At 37.5% G+C, this 14,122-nt stretch carries 20 protein-coding genes and 1 pseudogene; 17 read left to right on the top strand and 4 right to left on the bottom strand.

Translation table 11 applies throughout. The annotated features are described in order from the left end of the window. The first annotated feature begins 11 nt into the window (after window positions 1-11). Window positions 12-623: an urease accessory protein UreG gene (ureG, locus tag ACIQAA_RS06105; RefSeq protein WP_402616356.1), complete on the top strand. Its 612-nt coding sequence runs from the start codon at window positions 12-14 to the stop codon at window positions 621-623. After that, complete coding sequence (locus ACIQAA_RS06100) at window positions 624-1,442, top strand: urease accessory protein UreD (RefSeq protein WP_402616353.1); 819 nt, start codon at window positions 624-626, stop codon at window positions 1,440-1,442. A gap of 94 nt (window positions 1,443-1,536) precedes the next feature. On the opposite strand, the gene ACIQAA_RS06095 is transcribed toward ACIQAA_RS06100, so the two are convergent. Both ACIQAA_RS06095 and ACIQAA_RS06090 read right to left on the bottom strand, forming a co-directional pair. Continuing rightward, the gene (locus tag ACIQAA_RS06095) at window positions 1,537-2,172 is read right to left on the bottom strand and encodes an FMN-dependent NADH-azoreductase (RefSeq protein WP_402616350.1); all 636 of its coding nucleotides are present in this window, start codon (window positions 2,170-2,172) and stop codon (window positions 1,537-1,539) included. Between the two features lie 130 nt (window positions 2,173-2,302). Further along, entirely contained in the window at window positions 2,303-2,452 is a 150-nt protein-coding gene (locus tag ACIQAA_RS06090; protein WP_402616347.1) for a hypothetical protein, read from the bottom strand. A gap of 164 nt (window positions 2,453-2,616) precedes the next feature. Between ACIQAA_RS06090 and ACIQAA_RS06085 the strand changes: the two genes are divergently transcribed. From ACIQAA_RS06085 to ACIQAA_RS06050, 8 genes and pseudogenes are all read left to right on the top strand, one after another. Beyond that, a complete protein-coding gene (locus tag ACIQAA_RS06085; protein WP_402616345.1) occupies window positions 2,617-3,552 on the top strand; it encodes a dipeptidase in 936 nt (311 codons plus the stop codon). Beyond that, on the top strand, window positions 3,549-4,577 hold the full coding sequence (locus ACIQAA_RS06080) for a DmpA family aminopeptidase (protein ID WP_402616342.1): 1,029 nt from the start codon (window positions 3,549-3,551) through the stop codon (window positions 4,575-4,577). The genes ACIQAA_RS06085 and ACIQAA_RS06080 overlap by 4 nt, the downstream gene beginning before the upstream one ends. Before the next feature lie 5 nt (window positions 4,578-4,582). Next, a complete protein-coding gene (locus tag ACIQAA_RS06075; protein ID WP_402616340.1) occupies window positions 4,583-4,813 on the top strand; it encodes an excisionase family DNA-binding protein in 231 nt (76 codons plus the stop codon). Window positions 4,814-5,053: 240 nt separating this feature from the next. After that, a complete protein-coding gene (locus ACIQAA_RS06070; RefSeq protein ID WP_402616337.1) occupies window positions 5,054-5,410 on the top strand; it encodes a cupin domain-containing protein in 357 nt (118 codons plus the stop codon). 91 nt (window positions 5,411-5,501) lie between these two features. After that, a complete protein-coding gene (locus tag ACIQAA_RS06065) occupies window positions 5,502-6,224 on the top strand; it encodes a GDSL-type esterase/lipase family protein (protein ID WP_402616334.1) in 723 nt (240 codons plus the stop codon). Window positions 6,225-6,287: 63 nt separating this feature from the next. Next, window positions 6,288-6,755, top strand: coding sequence for an SRPBCC family protein (locus ACIQAA_RS06060; protein WP_402616331.1), 468 nt, complete (start codon window positions 6,288-6,290; stop codon window positions 6,753-6,755). A 109-nt stretch (window positions 6,756-6,864) separates the two neighbouring features. Then, window positions 6,865-7,164: pseudogene (locus tag ACIQAA_RS06055) on the top strand (Type 1 glutamine amidotransferase-like domain-containing protein); the annotation flags it as partial. 163 nt (window positions 7,165-7,327) lie between these two features. Further along, window positions 7,328-7,462 (top strand): hypothetical protein, encoded by a 135-nt coding sequence (locus ACIQAA_RS06050; protein ID WP_257009464.1) that lies wholly within the window; start codon window positions 7,328-7,330, stop codon window positions 7,460-7,462. A gap of 38 nt (window positions 7,463-7,500) precedes the next feature. Here the strand turns inward: ACIQAA_RS06050 and trhA are convergent, their stop codons facing one another. Then, complete coding sequence (trhA, locus tag ACIQAA_RS06045) at window positions 7,501-8,148, bottom strand: PAQR family membrane homeostasis protein TrhA (RefSeq protein ID WP_402616328.1); 648 nt, start codon at window positions 8,146-8,148, stop codon at window positions 7,501-7,503. A 131-nt stretch (window positions 8,149-8,279) separates the two neighbouring features. Here trhA and ACIQAA_RS06040 point away from each other — a divergent pair, with 131 nt between their 5' ends. Next, the gene (locus ACIQAA_RS06040; protein WP_402616325.1) at window positions 8,280-8,870 is read left to right on the top strand and encodes a DUF1836 domain-containing protein; all 591 of its coding nucleotides are present in this window, start codon (window positions 8,280-8,282) and stop codon (window positions 8,868-8,870) included. Window positions 8,871-8,890: 20 nt separating this feature from the next. Here ACIQAA_RS06040 and ACIQAA_RS06035 read toward each other — a convergent pair whose 3' ends face one another. Further along, the gene (locus ACIQAA_RS06035) at window positions 8,891-10,435 is read right to left on the bottom strand and encodes a glycosyl hydrolase family 28-related protein (protein ID WP_402616322.1); all 1,545 of its coding nucleotides are present in this window, start codon (window positions 10,433-10,435) and stop codon (window positions 8,891-8,893) included. 166 nt (window positions 10,436-10,601) lie between these two features. On the opposite strand from ACIQAA_RS06035, the gene ACIQAA_RS06030 reads away from it, so the two are divergent. The 6 genes from ACIQAA_RS06030 (at window position 10,602) to ACIQAA_RS06005 (ending at window position 14,029) form a co-directional block, all read left to right on the top strand. Continuing rightward, window positions 10,602-10,916, top strand: a complete 315-nt coding sequence (locus ACIQAA_RS06030) for a DUF3892 domain-containing protein (protein ID WP_402616320.1) — start codon at window positions 10,602-10,604, stop codon at window positions 10,914-10,916. A gap of 113 nt (window positions 10,917-11,029) precedes the next feature. Then, window positions 11,030-11,359: a hypothetical protein gene (locus tag ACIQAA_RS06025; RefSeq protein ID WP_402616317.1), complete on the top strand. Its 330-nt coding sequence runs from the start codon at window positions 11,030-11,032 to the stop codon at window positions 11,357-11,359. Between the two features lie 152 nt (window positions 11,360-11,511). Further along, window positions 11,512-11,979: a DUF2085 domain-containing protein gene (locus ACIQAA_RS06020; RefSeq protein WP_402616314.1), complete on the top strand. Its 468-nt coding sequence runs from the start codon at window positions 11,512-11,514 to the stop codon at window positions 11,977-11,979. Between the two features lie 239 nt (window positions 11,980-12,218). Beyond that, window positions 12,219-12,644, top strand: coding sequence for an HIT family protein (locus ACIQAA_RS06015; RefSeq protein WP_402616311.1), 426 nt, complete (start codon window positions 12,219-12,221; stop codon window positions 12,642-12,644). Between the two features lie 12 nt (window positions 12,645-12,656). After that, entirely contained in the window at window positions 12,657-13,280 is a 624-nt protein-coding gene (locus ACIQAA_RS06010) for a histidine phosphatase family protein (RefSeq protein WP_402616308.1), read from the top strand. 32 nt (window positions 13,281-13,312) lie between these two features. Then, complete coding sequence (locus ACIQAA_RS06005; RefSeq protein ID WP_402616305.1) at window positions 13,313-14,029, top strand: nucleotidyltransferase domain-containing protein; 717 nt, start codon at window positions 13,313-13,315, stop codon at window positions 14,027-14,029. Window positions 14,030-14,122 lie beyond the last annotated feature (93 nt).

The following is a 14,122-nucleotide window of genomic DNA, read 5'->3' as shown; positions in this document are numbered from 1 at the left end:
AGGTAAAGACAATGGAGCCGGTACGGATTGGAATTGGCGGACCAGTTGGAGCAGGAAAAACGATGCTGGTCGAGCGATTAACGAGATACTTAAATGATGAATTTAAGATGGCAGTGGTAACCAATGATATCTATACAAAAGAAGATGCGCAGTTTTTGATGAAAAATAGTGTTCTTTCAGCAGATCGAATTATTGGGGTAGAGACTGGCGGATGTCCACATACTGCGATACGAGAGGATGCATCGATGAATTTTGCTGCTATTGAGGAACTAAAAGCAAATCACCCAGACCTTTCAATGATTTTTGTTGAAAGCGGTGGAGATAACTTAGCTGCGACCTTTAGTCCGGAACTTGTTGATTTTTCAATTTATATCATTGACGTTGCCCAAGGAGAAAAAATACCGCGTAAAGGCGGACAAGGAATGATCAAATCTGATTTATTTATTATCAACAAGATCGATTTAGCACCATATGTCGGGGCAAGCCTCGAGGTGATGGAGAAAGATACAAAGGCAGCAAGGGGGAAGAAGCCGTATATCTTTACTAATTTGAAAACAGATACAGGGCTAGATCTCGTCGTAGATTGGCTCAAGAAAAATGCTTTATTGGCAGGATTGGGGTAAGTGATTACTCCAACAGGATATTTAAGACTAGCAGCAGCGCGGAAAAAAGATAAAACGATTTTTAAAGAAACATATACAGAGGGAGCTTTTAAAATAACCAGGCCAGTATATCTGACTTCGAGCGGAGAGGCGTATGGGTACATGATGAATCCTGGCGGAGGCTATGTTGACGGGGATACTTATAAGATTTCTATTGTTTTAGAAGAGGGTGCGGAGGTATTGTTAACAACGCAATCCTCCACGAAAATTTATAAAACCAGGACAAGACCAGCTATCCAAGAGATGGACATTCATTTGAAGAAGGGAAGTCTCTTAGAATATCTCCCAGACCCTGTTATCGCCTATCAGCATGCATGCTTTAAGCAGAAAACGATTGTTCAAATGGACAAAGGTGCTTCCCTGGTTAGCTGCGATATTTTTACACCGGGCTGGTCCCCAGATGGTACTTTATTTCGCTATGACTTACTTCAATCGAGGATGGAAGTCTATTTGGAACAGCAGCTTGTTTTATTTGATCATATCAAACTAGAACCAGATGAGGATATAACAGGAATAGGGTATATGGAGGGATATACCCATTTCGGCACGATGATTATTATTGATGAGCGGGTGAATAAAGCATTTTTAGAAGAACTCTATGCCCTTTTTGAGCCTCTGACCGGAGTCAGAATCGGTGTCTCCATGCTGGCGGTTCCGGGATTTGCACTGAGGGCACTTGCAAACTCTACACAGGCTATAGAACGTATTCAAAGTGTAACCCACGAACTCATCAGGAAAAAAATCTTGGGGAAAGAACCGGTTTTTTTACGAAAATACTAAGCTGGAAAAAACGGTTGGCACGTAAACTTGAAAACAACACGTAAAAAATCCTAGGAAGTTCAAAGAGCCAACGTATGGTGTTGGCTCTTTGTCATTAAAAGGTATGTGCTAAATCTTTAGCCCGCGCAATGGCGTTTTCCTTGATTTCTTGTGCTTTATCAGGCATTGCATTATGCCCCTCAACAAATAAACCTTCAAAAGATGGGACTCCATAGAATTGCATAATGATCTCAAGATATCGGTGTCCCATTTCCATTGCAGCAGCTGGACCTTCTGAATAAATGCCTCCACGTGCTTGGATATGTAAAGCTTTCTTGTCCGTTAACAGACCAACTGGACCTTTTTCGGTATATTTAAATGTTTTACCTGCAACGGATACGGCATCCACGTAAGCTTTCATAACTGGAGGGAAGGAAAAATTCCATAATGGTGTTACAAAAATATATTTATCTGCAGAAATAAATTGCTCACAAATCTCAGAAAGTCTGCCAACCTTTGTTTTTTCTTCGGTTGATAGCTGTTCAAACTCCGTACCTGATCGAAGTTTCCCCCAACCGCTGAAGACATCAACATCAATCTGAGGAACATCTACTTTGTAAAGATCCACATTAATAATTTCATGATCAGGATTCACTTCTTTGTAAGTGTCAATAAATGCTTTTCCTACTGCCATACTATAAGACTGAGTATCATCATGAGGATGAGCTGTTATGTACAATACTTTTGTCACGTTCGTATCAATCCTTTCTGTATCTAGCCTCCATTCTAGTTTGTGCAATGAATAGGAATATATGCAGATACAAAAACGGATATAAACCAAAATAAAAGGAATTTGCTTTTTTGCAAACTCCTTTTATTTTTTAGTTATTATTTTCGCTAAAGTAAGGGTTTCCACTAATATTTGCACGCATTTCGTCAGTTAATGTGAATTGCTCATTTACTGTAGAATTACTAGCGGAAGTTTCATTATTTTGAATACTTCCATCATAATGAATTGGTTCATTTATCATAGGTAAATTCACCTCCATTGATGTAGTTTATACATAAATTCTACTATTTATTTACTATTATTCATAGGTAATTTTTAATATTCTAAATGTTATTTTTACTGGTTCCTTAGTTAACCTTGCATTATAATATATGATAAAATTTTTAAAAAAGGAGTCGGCAAACTATGAAATTAATTGATCTGCATTGTGACGCATTACTTAAACTGTCCGAAGGTAAAGGTTCGCTGCGTTTTGCTGACGCAAAAGAATTACAGACGAATAAAAAAAGGTTACATAAAGGGCAAGTCAAGGTTCAATGTTTTGCCATTTTCATTGAGCCGGATCTTTCCTCAGACCAGAAATTTCAAGAGGCGCTTGTACAAATTGATTATTTTTATAAGGAAGTGCTCGGGAAAAATCCTGATATGGTCCATATCAAAGATTGGTCAGATTTTGAAAAAATTAATATCGGTCAAATTGGCGCGATGCTGACTCTTGAGGGAGTCGATGCCATCGGCAATGATTTAACAAAGCTGCATATTCTTTATCAGCTGGGTGTTCGTTCAGTTGGATTGACATGGAACAATGCGAATTTAGCAGCTGATGGTGCAGGGGAACCGCGGGGAGGCGGGCTTACGCTGCTTGGAAAAGAGATCGTGAAGTTTAATAATGAACATCAAATTTTGACTGATATATCTCATCTTAGTGATAAAGGGATTTGGGAGGTCATTGAACTAGCCAAGTATCCCATTGCAAGCCACTCCAATTCACGAACTCTTTGTCATCACCTGCGTAATTTAACGGATGAACAGGCAAAAGCAATGTTTAAAAGGAACGCCATGATCCATGTTGTTTATTTTCCTCCATTTGTAAAAGAAGCAGGAGAGGTAACAATTGCTGATCTAATAAGGCATATTGATCATTTCTGCTCATTAGGCGGTGTAAACCATATCGGATTAGGGTCTGATTTTGATGGGATTGGGACATTTATTACTGATCTAGAGGACGCCTCAAAAACGCAGAATCTCATTAACGAATTATTGAAGCATTTCAAAGAGGATGAGGTGAGAGGTTTTGCTTATCAAAACTTTCTTAACCATCGGCCGGGAGTGTTAGGATGAAGGTTAGACAGACAGGAATAACGGTTGGTGTGCTGCCAACTGGACATAAAAATTGTATTACGGATGTTGAGGGTGTAATGGTAGGTCATGTAACGCTTGATTATCCTCTTGATGGAGCCGGACAAGAATATGCCTGTACGGGTGTTACAGCGGTGCTGCCTCATCGTGGGAATGTTTTTAGACAAAAAGTGACCGCTGCAAGTTATGTCATAAATGGTTTTGGAAAAACAACCGGGCTTGTTCAAGTAAATGAGTTAGGCCAGCTTGAATCACCGATTATGTTAACCAATACGTTTGCTGTACCTGCTGTCACTCAAGGGACTTTAGAATATATGCTGGCTGAAAATCCTGAAATAGGTGAAACAACAGGTACGATTAATATAGTAGTTGGAGAATGTAATGATAGTTATTTGAATTCGATACGGAAATTTCCAGTTAAACCTGAGCATGCTTTTGAAGCAATTAGGAATGCTTCGGATCACCAGGCAGAGGAAGGTGCTGTCGGGGCTGGAAAAGGGATGATCTGCTTTGGATATAAAGGCGGAATTGGCTCTTCCTCTCGTATGATTGGGGAGTACACAATCGGGTGCTTAGTCCTAACCAACTTTGGTAAAAAGGAGGAGCACCAGAAGTTTCGCTATTCAAAAGTGAAGGGGCTTTCGGATCCTGCAGATGGCTCTATTATCATTGTGCTGGCAACAGATGCCCCGTTAAGCGATAGGCAGCTGCTGCGTATTTCAAAACGCTGTGGCATTGGTTTAGGCAGAACAGGCAGTCATTTTAGCCACGGCAGCGGTGATATCGTCATCGCCTTTTCAACAGCTCACAAGTCTGAACATTTTACCGATGAACTGACGGAAAAAAGGCTCCAGCTACGTGAAGATCATCCCCTGATGAATCAATTATTTACGGGTGCAGCAGAAGCAGCAGAGGAAGCGATCTTAAACTCACTGTCGCAGGCAGTCACCACAAAAGGAAGAGCGGGAAGAATAGTTAATAAAATCACCTTTACGGACGAGGATTGAACAATATGTATCTAACCATTAAAGAAACAGCAGAATATTTAGCAATGCCGGAATCAACAATAGAAGACCTAATCAAACAAAAAAAAATCCGCGCCATCCATGACGGCGAAAATTGGATCATTAACAAAGAACAATTCAACACTCATCTAAAACAAATCGAAAAATACAAACACCTAATCGAAGATATCCTAAACGAACCCATCCCCGAAGACCTCGACATAAAAGACGAGGACTAATTTATAATTAATATAATGTGGTGCCTGTCACCAAGGTGACACCTAAAAGGAGTTCACCATCCGTAGACAGTGTCCATGTGGAATGGACAGAATTATAGATGTAGTAAAAGCATAGAAGAGGTGCTCCGCGATAAAAAGGAGCTCCTTTTTTATTTTGATATCATTATTTCTAGAGGATTATTACATAAATTTCTTGAATATTGTAGGAGATATAAATTGTTTTTGGGGGTACATACCGCAATGAAATTTTTTAGTTTTAATAAAGAAAGTGGTAAGAGCATTTCAATGTTTAATTCAAATTTTATTATGTCGAGAATCATTCAAACAAATAAAGCTGCTTCCATAGGCTGTATGCATTTAGGAGAAAATGGCTTAATAGGTTATCACCAGGCAGCAGGACCTCAACTATTGTTAATCTTAAAGGGAGAAGGGTTGGTTTCTATTGATCAGAAAGAATATTTCAAGGTACAGCCTGGAGACGCTGTATTTTGGGAAAAAGACGAATGGCACGAAACAAAATCAGAAAATGGATTAACTGCTATAGTGATTGAAAGTGAAGAGTTAAATCCTTCAGCCTACATGCCTTTAAAGAATTAACATTACTTGGAGTTAAACTCACGGATACTACATGAGTCTCGGTGTCACTGGGAAAACTCCTAAATAAGTCAACACAACTGGGAGTATTATTATGAAAAATTATATCTTTTTATTTTGTATTATTTTGGTCCTGTTTGGCACCTATACCGGTATTCGTAGTTCTTCAGCCAGTACAAAGGTCATTAACCTTGTAGCCCTCGGTGATTCCATCACGCATGGAGTAGGGGATCCTGCAAAAAAGGGATATATAGAAGGAGTTAAAGTGAAATTGAAAGAAGTACATAAGACTCCTATCAAGGTGAGTAACTTTGCCATACCAAGGTATTCTACAGAAAAAGTTCTCGAACAAATGCAAAATAAAAAAATCACCGAGCAAATAAAAAAGGCAAATTGTATTATTCTTTATATCGGTACGAATGATTTTAGAAAGAGTGCCAATTATCAATTTAATCCTCTTGATTTAAAACAAATAAATGAGGGTAAAGTCACATTCACCACAAACCTTAACAACATCCTTGAAAACATAAGAAAAGGTAATTCCACAGCTCCAATTTTTGTTTTAGGTTTATATCAGCCATATGTAGAATACTCGAATCGCAAGGAAATTCTAAACACCATAAAAGATTGGAACAATGGGATCGTCGAAGTGGCAGGTAATTTTGATAGAACTTACTTTGTTGCCACGCTTGACCTATTTCAAGATAAACCAAAAAGTACCTATTTCAGTGATTCTTTACATCCCAATCCTGCAGGATATAAATTAATTGCTAATCGATTAACTGAAAAAGTAATAAAAGAAATTAGTTTTAAATAACCATCGAATTAGAAACCATGGTGATAATAAGCCATGAATAAAGGGAAAAAAGGAGTATTTAGCATGATAACATTAAACGAAAAACCCATAGTAAAAGCAGAAATGCTTATTCGCAAACCAGTTGAGGAAGTATATGAAGCTTTCATCAACCCTGAAATCACTACAAAATTTTGGTTCACCAAAAGCAGCGGAAGATTAGAAGAAGGTAAAACGGTCAGGTGGGACTGGGAAATGTATGGTGTGGGGGATGAATTATATGTTAAGGAATTAGAGCAAAACAAGGTAATAAGGATAGAATGGACCGATGGCACCCAGGTTGAGTGGATATTTACTTCTCGAACAGAAAATGAAACCTTTGTTTCGATTACAAACTATGGCTTTTCTGGAAGCGGCGATGAAATGGTCGCCCAAGCCATTGATTCTATGGGAGGGTACATAATGGTACTCTCTGGATTAAAGGCATATCTAGAGTATAACATTCAATTAAATCTTGTAGCCGACAAGGCACCGGACGCGAACGTAAATTGGTAAGAGTAATAAAGGCAACTAAATCCACATGGATTTAGTTGCCATTTTTAAAACAATTCCAATCTATCAATCTTATAAATGAGAAGTAGGAAAAACGGGAGGGAAAAAAATTGAAGGTGTAACGGACTCCTACGGGGAAGGTCTAGAGCCACTGAACTGCTTAGGTTTCTTAAAAGGCAGTAATTGTCCTCATTTTGACGGGGAAGCAGATAGAAGACCAGCGTATCATAATCTTATTGGAGCTAAGAAAATACAGGCGGGAATTGCAGCAGATGATGGGGTTGCTATTCATTTCATTGAACAAGATATAAGTAACATTGTCAGCTCAAGACCAGCTAGCAAGGCATATCGAGTTTCTTATGAGAATAAAGTAATCGAAACCGAACTGCAAACAAATTTCTTAGGTTCTTAAAAATAACCTTTTTTTTAAAAAAGGTTGATATAGTCCATCAGACTCAATATTGTGCTTTCTTCTGATAAAGAAATAAAGAAAAATTAGGTATAATTTCCTGATACTTTATGCAGTATATAGATGTTGTTGCTAGCCACTTTACATAAAGGGAGGAAATAAAACAGTGACCAATAAGAATAACAATCGTAACCAGCCGCATACGGGTGGAAGTAAAGCGGATACGGAATTTGGTGCAGAACAAGGTTTAAGTAAAAAAGCAAGGAAACAAGCTGCAAGAGAAAATAAGAAGAACTCATAGTCTAAAATAAAAAACGCCTCCAGGGGCGTTTTTCTATTTTAGATCACAAAGTAAAATACACATAAGAAGTGAGACAAACTCCCAAGCATGATAAAGATGTGGAAAATTTCATGAAAGCCCATGTATTTGGATTGAAGGAATTTCGGCTTAGCTCCGTATATGACACCGCCAATGGTGTAAAAAATTCCTCCTAGTATTAATAAAAATAAACCTTTCGGGTCCAAGCTCCCTGCTAATGGTGAGAAAACAAATACAATCATCCAGCCCATGACAAGATATAATGCAGTTGAAATCCAACGGGGACAATTAAACCAGACCATCTTAAATACAACGCCACTTAATGCTACGGCAGCAATGATTGAAAATAGGATATTACCGGTTGTTCCATTTAAACTGATAAAACAAAAAGGTGTGTAGGTACCTGCAATCAAAATAAAAATCATCGAGTGGTCAAGTCGTCTTAAAAAAGCAATAACATGATCTTTAGCTATTACCATATGGTAGGTGGCGGAAGCTGAATAAAGGAGAATCATGCTGACGCCAAAAATAATCACAGCCGTAATCGCCATGGCGGACGAGGCTGTACTCGACACCTTAATTACCATCGCAAGAAGTCCTACAAAAGATAAAAGTGCTCCTGTTAAATGAGTGAGTCCATTAATTGGTTCCCGAATGTAATTACTCAAGTATAACCCTCCTATCGCAACATATAGTTTTAATAACTACTTATAATAATACTCGTAAAACAGTACCTAGTCAACTGATAACTGTTACGATATAATGTAAATCAGATAACACTTGGATCGGAGTTTTTATGATGGAAAAAATGAAAGAAATACTAGAACAGCTTGGACTGGAAACAAACCTTTCGTTAGATGAAATACCGAATATTGATTTGTATATGGATCAGGTGATTCAGTTATTTGAAAACAAATTTACCGACTCAAAGAGAAATGATGAGGAAAAGGTTCTTACAAAAACCATGATCAATAATTATGCAAAGGGGAAGCTCATTTTCCCAATAAAAAATAAAAAGTATTCCAAAGAGCATTTAATTTTAATCAGTTTGATTTACCAACTAAAAGGTGCTCTTTCCATTAACGATATCCAGGTAACACTGGATGGCCTGAATAAAAGGATTATGAAAGAGGATATAGAGATTGATTCTTTTTATAATAGTTATTTAGCGCTCTCCCAAAAAAATGCTGCGGATTTCCATGAGGATATCAATGAACGGGTAAAAAATGTAAATGAAGAAGTAGCTAAAATGGAGGATCGGAACTCGCCCTATCTCGAGCAGGTACTTATGATTTCTTCACTCGTACACATGAGTAACCTATATCGAAAAGTGGCTGAAAAGCTGGTGGACGAAATTGTAGTGGATAAAGAAGGAAAGCGCCATAGATAAATTGACGCTTTTTTGATTGATTACTTTTTCACCTGTATTTCTTTAACATCTTTACCAATATCAATTATTTTCGGTGCAGAATCATGCACCGAAACATTATTTATGAAAACTGAATCAGCCCGATTTACCCCTCCGTAAATTTTAATATCTGTACTGGCACTTTTAAACCCTTTGAATGAAAGATTATTTAGGACAACATTCCTTGCACGGTATTGTATCGCAATAACAGGGTTGCTTTTGTAGTCGTAATCAGGGTCGCCAATCAATGTAAAGTGGTTGATAACAACATTTTTATACGCTGACACCACTAAGCCTCTAGGCGTGGAGTATTTATATAAATCTGTAAAAATCGGTCTAATCGCAGCAAGATTCACAGCCGTAATATTGTATGCCGACTTTGACTCTGTATCTGTACTTTTGTGGTGTCCAATATGGCGGAAGTTATAGGAACGGTTATCGTTTACAGAAATATGTCCAACTATTTGCACATTAGACGCAGCAGATGAGTTTTGATGGCCCTTAATTTCTATGCCCCCAAAGCACCTTGCTGATGAATTATTAACTAATAGAACATTCCTAGAACCATCATCAATTTCGAACCCATTTGAATTTGAAAAACCCTTCTGATGGGCACGGCCGCTAGGATCACACATATGAGAATTAGAAATAAAAATGTAATCACTATGATGGGTAGTAATTCCATCATCACCAAAACCATACCCATTTAGATTATCGAGCCAAACATACTGGCTGCCACCTTGGGCACGAAATCCGTCTCCGGCATAATTGTATAAGGTAGAGGAAATATCAAAGCAATGGAGACCTGGATTAATTGCTTCAACATCTTTTACCCACCCATAGGTGACATTCGCATACGTCAAACAGCTGGAATGATTACCCCACGTACTTGTTTTTTTCGCAACGCTGAGTCTTTCAACATTCCAATCTAAACTCATTCCCTCGATAACTATATGATGGTTTCCTTTCCAATGGTTGGCATTGGTAATTAATCGAGTTCCTCTGGAAGCAGTTACATGTAATTTAATTGTGGTTTTACCTTTTCCAGCCCCAACCAGATATGTCCAAGATGGCAAGTGTATTCCTTTCGTTATAAAAATGCCCTCAGGAACTTTAACTTTAACTAAACCCTTTCCAATGGCTCTTTGAAAAGCGGCTGTGTTATCTGTTATTCCATCACCAATCCCTCCATAATCTTCAATATTTACCTCTCTAGTAATCCTCCTCAATAAATTTTCGTACTCGTCATCCAAATTCTGTTTCCACTCAGGGTATACGTTTCCTTTAGAATCGACGTAAATCTGTGTAGGCTCCAAAATACTATAGGGCTTGGCGAATAATCGAAACAATCCCTCTATTATTTTTTTCGAAAAGGGAACTGTGATCGGTGCCTTGTTGAATTGAGGAACAGGCTCATTCTTCATGCATTGCTGGAAAAGTTGCTGTGTCTCTGTTATGACCTTTGCTATATTAAGATGTTTCCCGGTAATCGCTGAAAGCAGTTCTCTGTTTTTTCGCGGGTCATGGAATTTATCGAGTTTCATCATTCTTCTTCACTCCAAGAAAAAACTTTAATAAAACTATTATTGCCGATTAGAAGGAAAACCTCTAGTAAAGAGGAAAACGGACGACCTTTTTTGTCAGTTTTGTGTATTTTGAATATTTATTTACCATTAACAGCAAAATACTAACATACGTTCGGAGGTGGATGAAATGGAAGAAAAGAATTATGAAAAAATCTATGAAGAATATAAGCAGCAAAGTGAGCAGCAAGCCCAGGTAGAGGCAAGTCAAAGCAATCATGATGGAAAAGAGGAATTCGTCGCTGTGAGGAAAAATGATGATGGGGACATCATCGCTTTCAAAACAAGCTCAGGAAGAGAGCTGGATTATATCACTGCTTTAACGGAAGCTAAATCAGGTCAGATTGCCCACGTTGATGTTTTTCATAAATACGGCAGAGATATTATTCGAAGCGAACCGGATGGGATAAAAGAAAACAATCTTGATCGACTTCCCGAATTTTAATGAACGAAGGGAGTGGCACAACGTTGCTGCTCTCTTTTCTTTTCCTTAGAAAAAGGTTTTTTTACAAATAAATGGAATATAAATAATTAGCTGTGTTTTTTGGGGGAGAATAGATGATGTCTTTGAGGTTAATAGGGACTATTGTATCGGTTGGAAGTTTTCTATTTTGCTGTGTTATATTGCTATTTAATCCATATACCAATACCAGCGTGGAGACAGATGTATTTACATCGTTTACGATCATGTACTTACTGCCAATGTTATTGACATGTTACTCAAGTCTTTCTTTGAAACCGATACTGCTTATGATTGGTTCTATTGGGGCATTACCACTCAGTTTATATTGTTTAGCCACCCCTGGTGTTTTTAAATATCTTGTTATTGGTCCACTTCTATTAGTTATTATTAGTTTCATAATGTTTAAGAATAAAAGAACTTCCTAGAGAAAAAGGTGGGATTATGTTTTTTCTTTTATTGACAGGAATGCTTATTTCATTTGTGGTCGGAACCACATTATTAATCAATGGCGAATTAGTCTTTGGGATCATCACCACAGTGCTAGGAATTTTATTACTATTGTTTATACTGTTTTATTATGGAAAAAAGAAATATCGTAAAAAGAAATATGATTGTACGCCAGACTGTCCAACTTTTGATTGTGGACCGGATTGTAACGGTAAATCAGATTGTGATGGGGGACCGGATTGTGATTGTGGGCCAAATTGTAATTAATCTAAAGCGGCTGATTGACATTGTGCCTTGTCACCGGATGAAGTCTAGAAGTCTAACGATTAAAGGATATACAATGCCAATATGCGCAAGGTGTACGGGAATATTATTGGGGTATTTATTCTTTCCTGTACTGTTTGTCTTGGATTTATATTTTCCAATATGGCTGGGGATATTATTAAATTTTCCGATGGTTTTGGATGGTTGGACTCAAAAAAGGAAAGTTCGAATGAGTAATAATCGATTAAGGCTAACAACAGGTATCGTAAGCGGCTTCGGCCAAAGTATTATTATTGTTAGTATCAGCCAGGGCATTATTTCTTTTCTATTGTAACAAAGTACACTTTTATCCGTTTCATACTTGTCCCTGTATGCATAGTATAAGACAAGATGTTATGGAAGGATGGATGTTATGTTTGATTCCTTGTTTGAGTTCTTGTCACAACTATTCACGCTGATTTACCAATTTATTTTATATATTTTAGAAACACTTCAAAATATTTTATAAAGGTCGAGTGCGCCGGCCTTTTTTTTGTTAAAGTGAACTTATTAGAATGTAAAGGTAGTGTTCAAATGGAATGCTTAGGATGTAATTTGGCTAATAAAAATCTGCCTGTTCATGTTGTCTTTGAAGATGAGTATGTTTGTTGTTTCCTAGACCATGAGCCATTTAATGAAGGACATACTTTAATATTACCAAAAAAGCATGTTTATGATGTTGAGGAACTTGATGAAAATACTGCGGAATCAATTATGAAGGCTTCTATTCTTCTATCAAAAGCAATTAAAAAACTGTTTAATCCGGATGGGATTACCATCTGCCAAAATGGCGGGGTTTTTAATGAATTAACGCATTATCATATGCACGTGGTACCAAGATATAGAGGTCAGTCATTTGCCGATTTCTATTCAGATAATGAGATTATGATAGAGGATGAAATGAAGTTAAAAGAGACAACGAGAAAACTAATTGAAGTAATTAGTGAATTAAACAAATAAAGGGAGACTGCTATGATTACGCTATACATAACACGGCACGGTGAAACAGAGTGGAATACTGAAAAAAGAATGCAAGGCTGGCTGGATTCAAATCTAACAGAAAACGGTATAAAAAATGCGGTTTGTTTAGGTGAAAGATTGAAAGAAACAGAGTTAACTGCCATTTATTCAAGTCCAAGCGGGAGGACAAAGGCCACTACCAGCTTAATACGGGGAGAAAGAGATATTCCTGTCATTTACGATGAGAATTTGAGGGAGATTAAACTGGGGCAATGGGAAGGAAAAACACATTCATCCATTAAAGAAATGTATCAATCAGAGTTTGAGTCATTCTGGAATACCCCACATCTATTTACGACTGATGGAGGCGAATCGTTTGAAGAAACACGTGCAAGAGCCATTCAGGTTTTAAATCGAATAAGAAGAGAATATAAATCCGGAAATATATTAATTGTTACTCATTCTGTAGTAATTAAATGTTTGTACTCATTTTTTAAGAATTCACCAATCGAAGCCTTATGGGACCCTCCCTATATACATGATACCAGTCTTACGATTGTAGAAATGAATGAAAATGGTTTTAAGCTTGTACTAGAAGGAGATATAACTCATCTCGAATCTGTGAATTTTATATAGTTTTATTAAAAAAGACCTATAAAGCAATTGGAGTGAGGGAGATTAATAGAATCAGTCCATACGAAGCAGCGGAACTGTTTACCTTGAATCATTTTCCGAATTGTCATGGAGCTTTATTAGCAGGGAGTATTGTTCGAGGTGAGGCCACCGAAACATCTGACCTTGATATTGTGATATTTGACAGTAATCTCAAATCTGCATATAGAGAGTCAGTCTATGAATTTGGTTGGAATATAGAAGTTTTTGTACAAAACTTAACCTCATATAAGGAGTTTTTTAAAAGCGATTGTGAACGAGCAAGACCTTCCTTGCCTAGAATGGTTTCAGAAGGAATCGTGTTACGAGATAGTGGAATCATGGAGCACATTAAAAAAGAAGCAAATGATTTATTAGAGAAGGGTCCCGAAGAATGGTCAGCCGAAACGATAAGAATGAAGCGGTATTTTATTACCGATGTGTTTGATGATTTTATAGGTTGTACACTGCGGGCGGAAGAAATATTCATAGCCAATACACTTGCTGAATTAGTTAGCGAATTTGTCTTAAGGACGAATCGAAAGTGGATTGGCACGTCTAAATGGGTAATAAGATCATTAAGAAACCATGATGAAAAGTTTGCAGATCAATTTGTCGACGCGTTTGATACTTTTTATAAAACAGGAGATAAAAATAAGGTTATCGTAATGGTTGATGATATTCTGCAGCCATTTGGCGGGCGGCTATTTCAAGGGTTTTCTTTAGGAAAATAGTATATACGATTCGGACAGGCCGAGAATGAAAAAGCCTTAGGTAGTCCGAATCTTGGATCTATTCAGACAGTCGAGGCAAGAAAAGCTGGTGCG

Source organism: Neobacillus sp. NPDC093182 (assembly GCF_044754045.1).
Note: the sequence above shows the minus strand (reverse complement) of the source record. Positions and strands in the feature narration are given on the sequence as shown.

Coding starts and splice junctions, on each gene's coding strand:
- ACIQAA_RS06085 (WP_402616345.1), top strand. CDS start 2,617: ATGAAATTAATTGATCTGCATTGTGACGCATTACTTAAACTGTCCGAA.
- ACIQAA_RS06070 (WP_402616337.1), top strand. CDS start 5,054: ATGAAATTTTTTAGTTTTAATAAAGAAAGTGGTAAGAGCATTTCAATG.
- ACIQAA_RS06065 (WP_402616334.1), top strand. CDS start 5,502: ATGAAAAATTATATCTTTTTATTTTGTATTATTTTGGTCCTGTTTGGC.
- ACIQAA_RS06025 (WP_402616317.1), top strand. CDS start 11,030: ATGATGTCTTTGAGGTTAATAGGGACTATTGTATCGGTTGGAAGTTTT.
- ACIQAA_RS06030 (WP_402616320.1), top strand. CDS start 10,602: ATGGAAGAAAAGAATTATGAAAAAATCTATGAAGAATATAAGCAGCAA.
- ACIQAA_RS06080 (WP_402616342.1), top strand. CDS start 3,549: ATGAAGGTTAGACAGACAGGAATAACGGTTGGTGTGCTGCCAACTGGA.
- ACIQAA_RS06060 (WP_402616331.1), top strand. CDS start 6,288: ATGATAACATTAAACGAAAAACCCATAGTAAAAGCAGAAATGCTTATT.
- ACIQAA_RS06010 (WP_402616308.1), top strand. CDS start 12,657: ATGATTACGCTATACATAACACGGCACGGTGAAACAGAGTGGAATACT.
- ACIQAA_RS06075 (WP_402616340.1), top strand. CDS start 4,583: ATGTATCTAACCATTAAAGAAACAGCAGAATATTTAGCAATGCCGGAA.
- ACIQAA_RS06090 (WP_402616347.1), bottom strand. CDS start 2,452: ATGATAAATGAACCAATTCATTATGATGGAAGTATTCAAAATAATGAA.
- ACIQAA_RS06015 (WP_402616311.1), top strand. CDS start 12,219: ATGGAATGCTTAGGATGTAATTTGGCTAATAAAAATCTGCCTGTTCAT.
- ACIQAA_RS06020 (WP_402616314.1), top strand. CDS start 11,512: ATGGAAAAAAGAAATATCGTAAAAAGAAATATGATTGTACGCCAGACT.
- ACIQAA_RS06040 (WP_402616325.1), top strand. CDS start 8,280: ATGGAAAAAATGAAAGAAATACTAGAACAGCTTGGACTGGAAACAAAC.
- ureG (WP_402616356.1), top strand. CDS start 12: ATGGAGCCGGTACGGATTGGAATTGGCGGACCAGTTGGAGCAGGAAAA.
- ACIQAA_RS06035 (WP_402616322.1), bottom strand. CDS start 10,435: ATGATGAAACTCGATAAATTCCATGACCCGCGAAAAAACAGAGAACTG.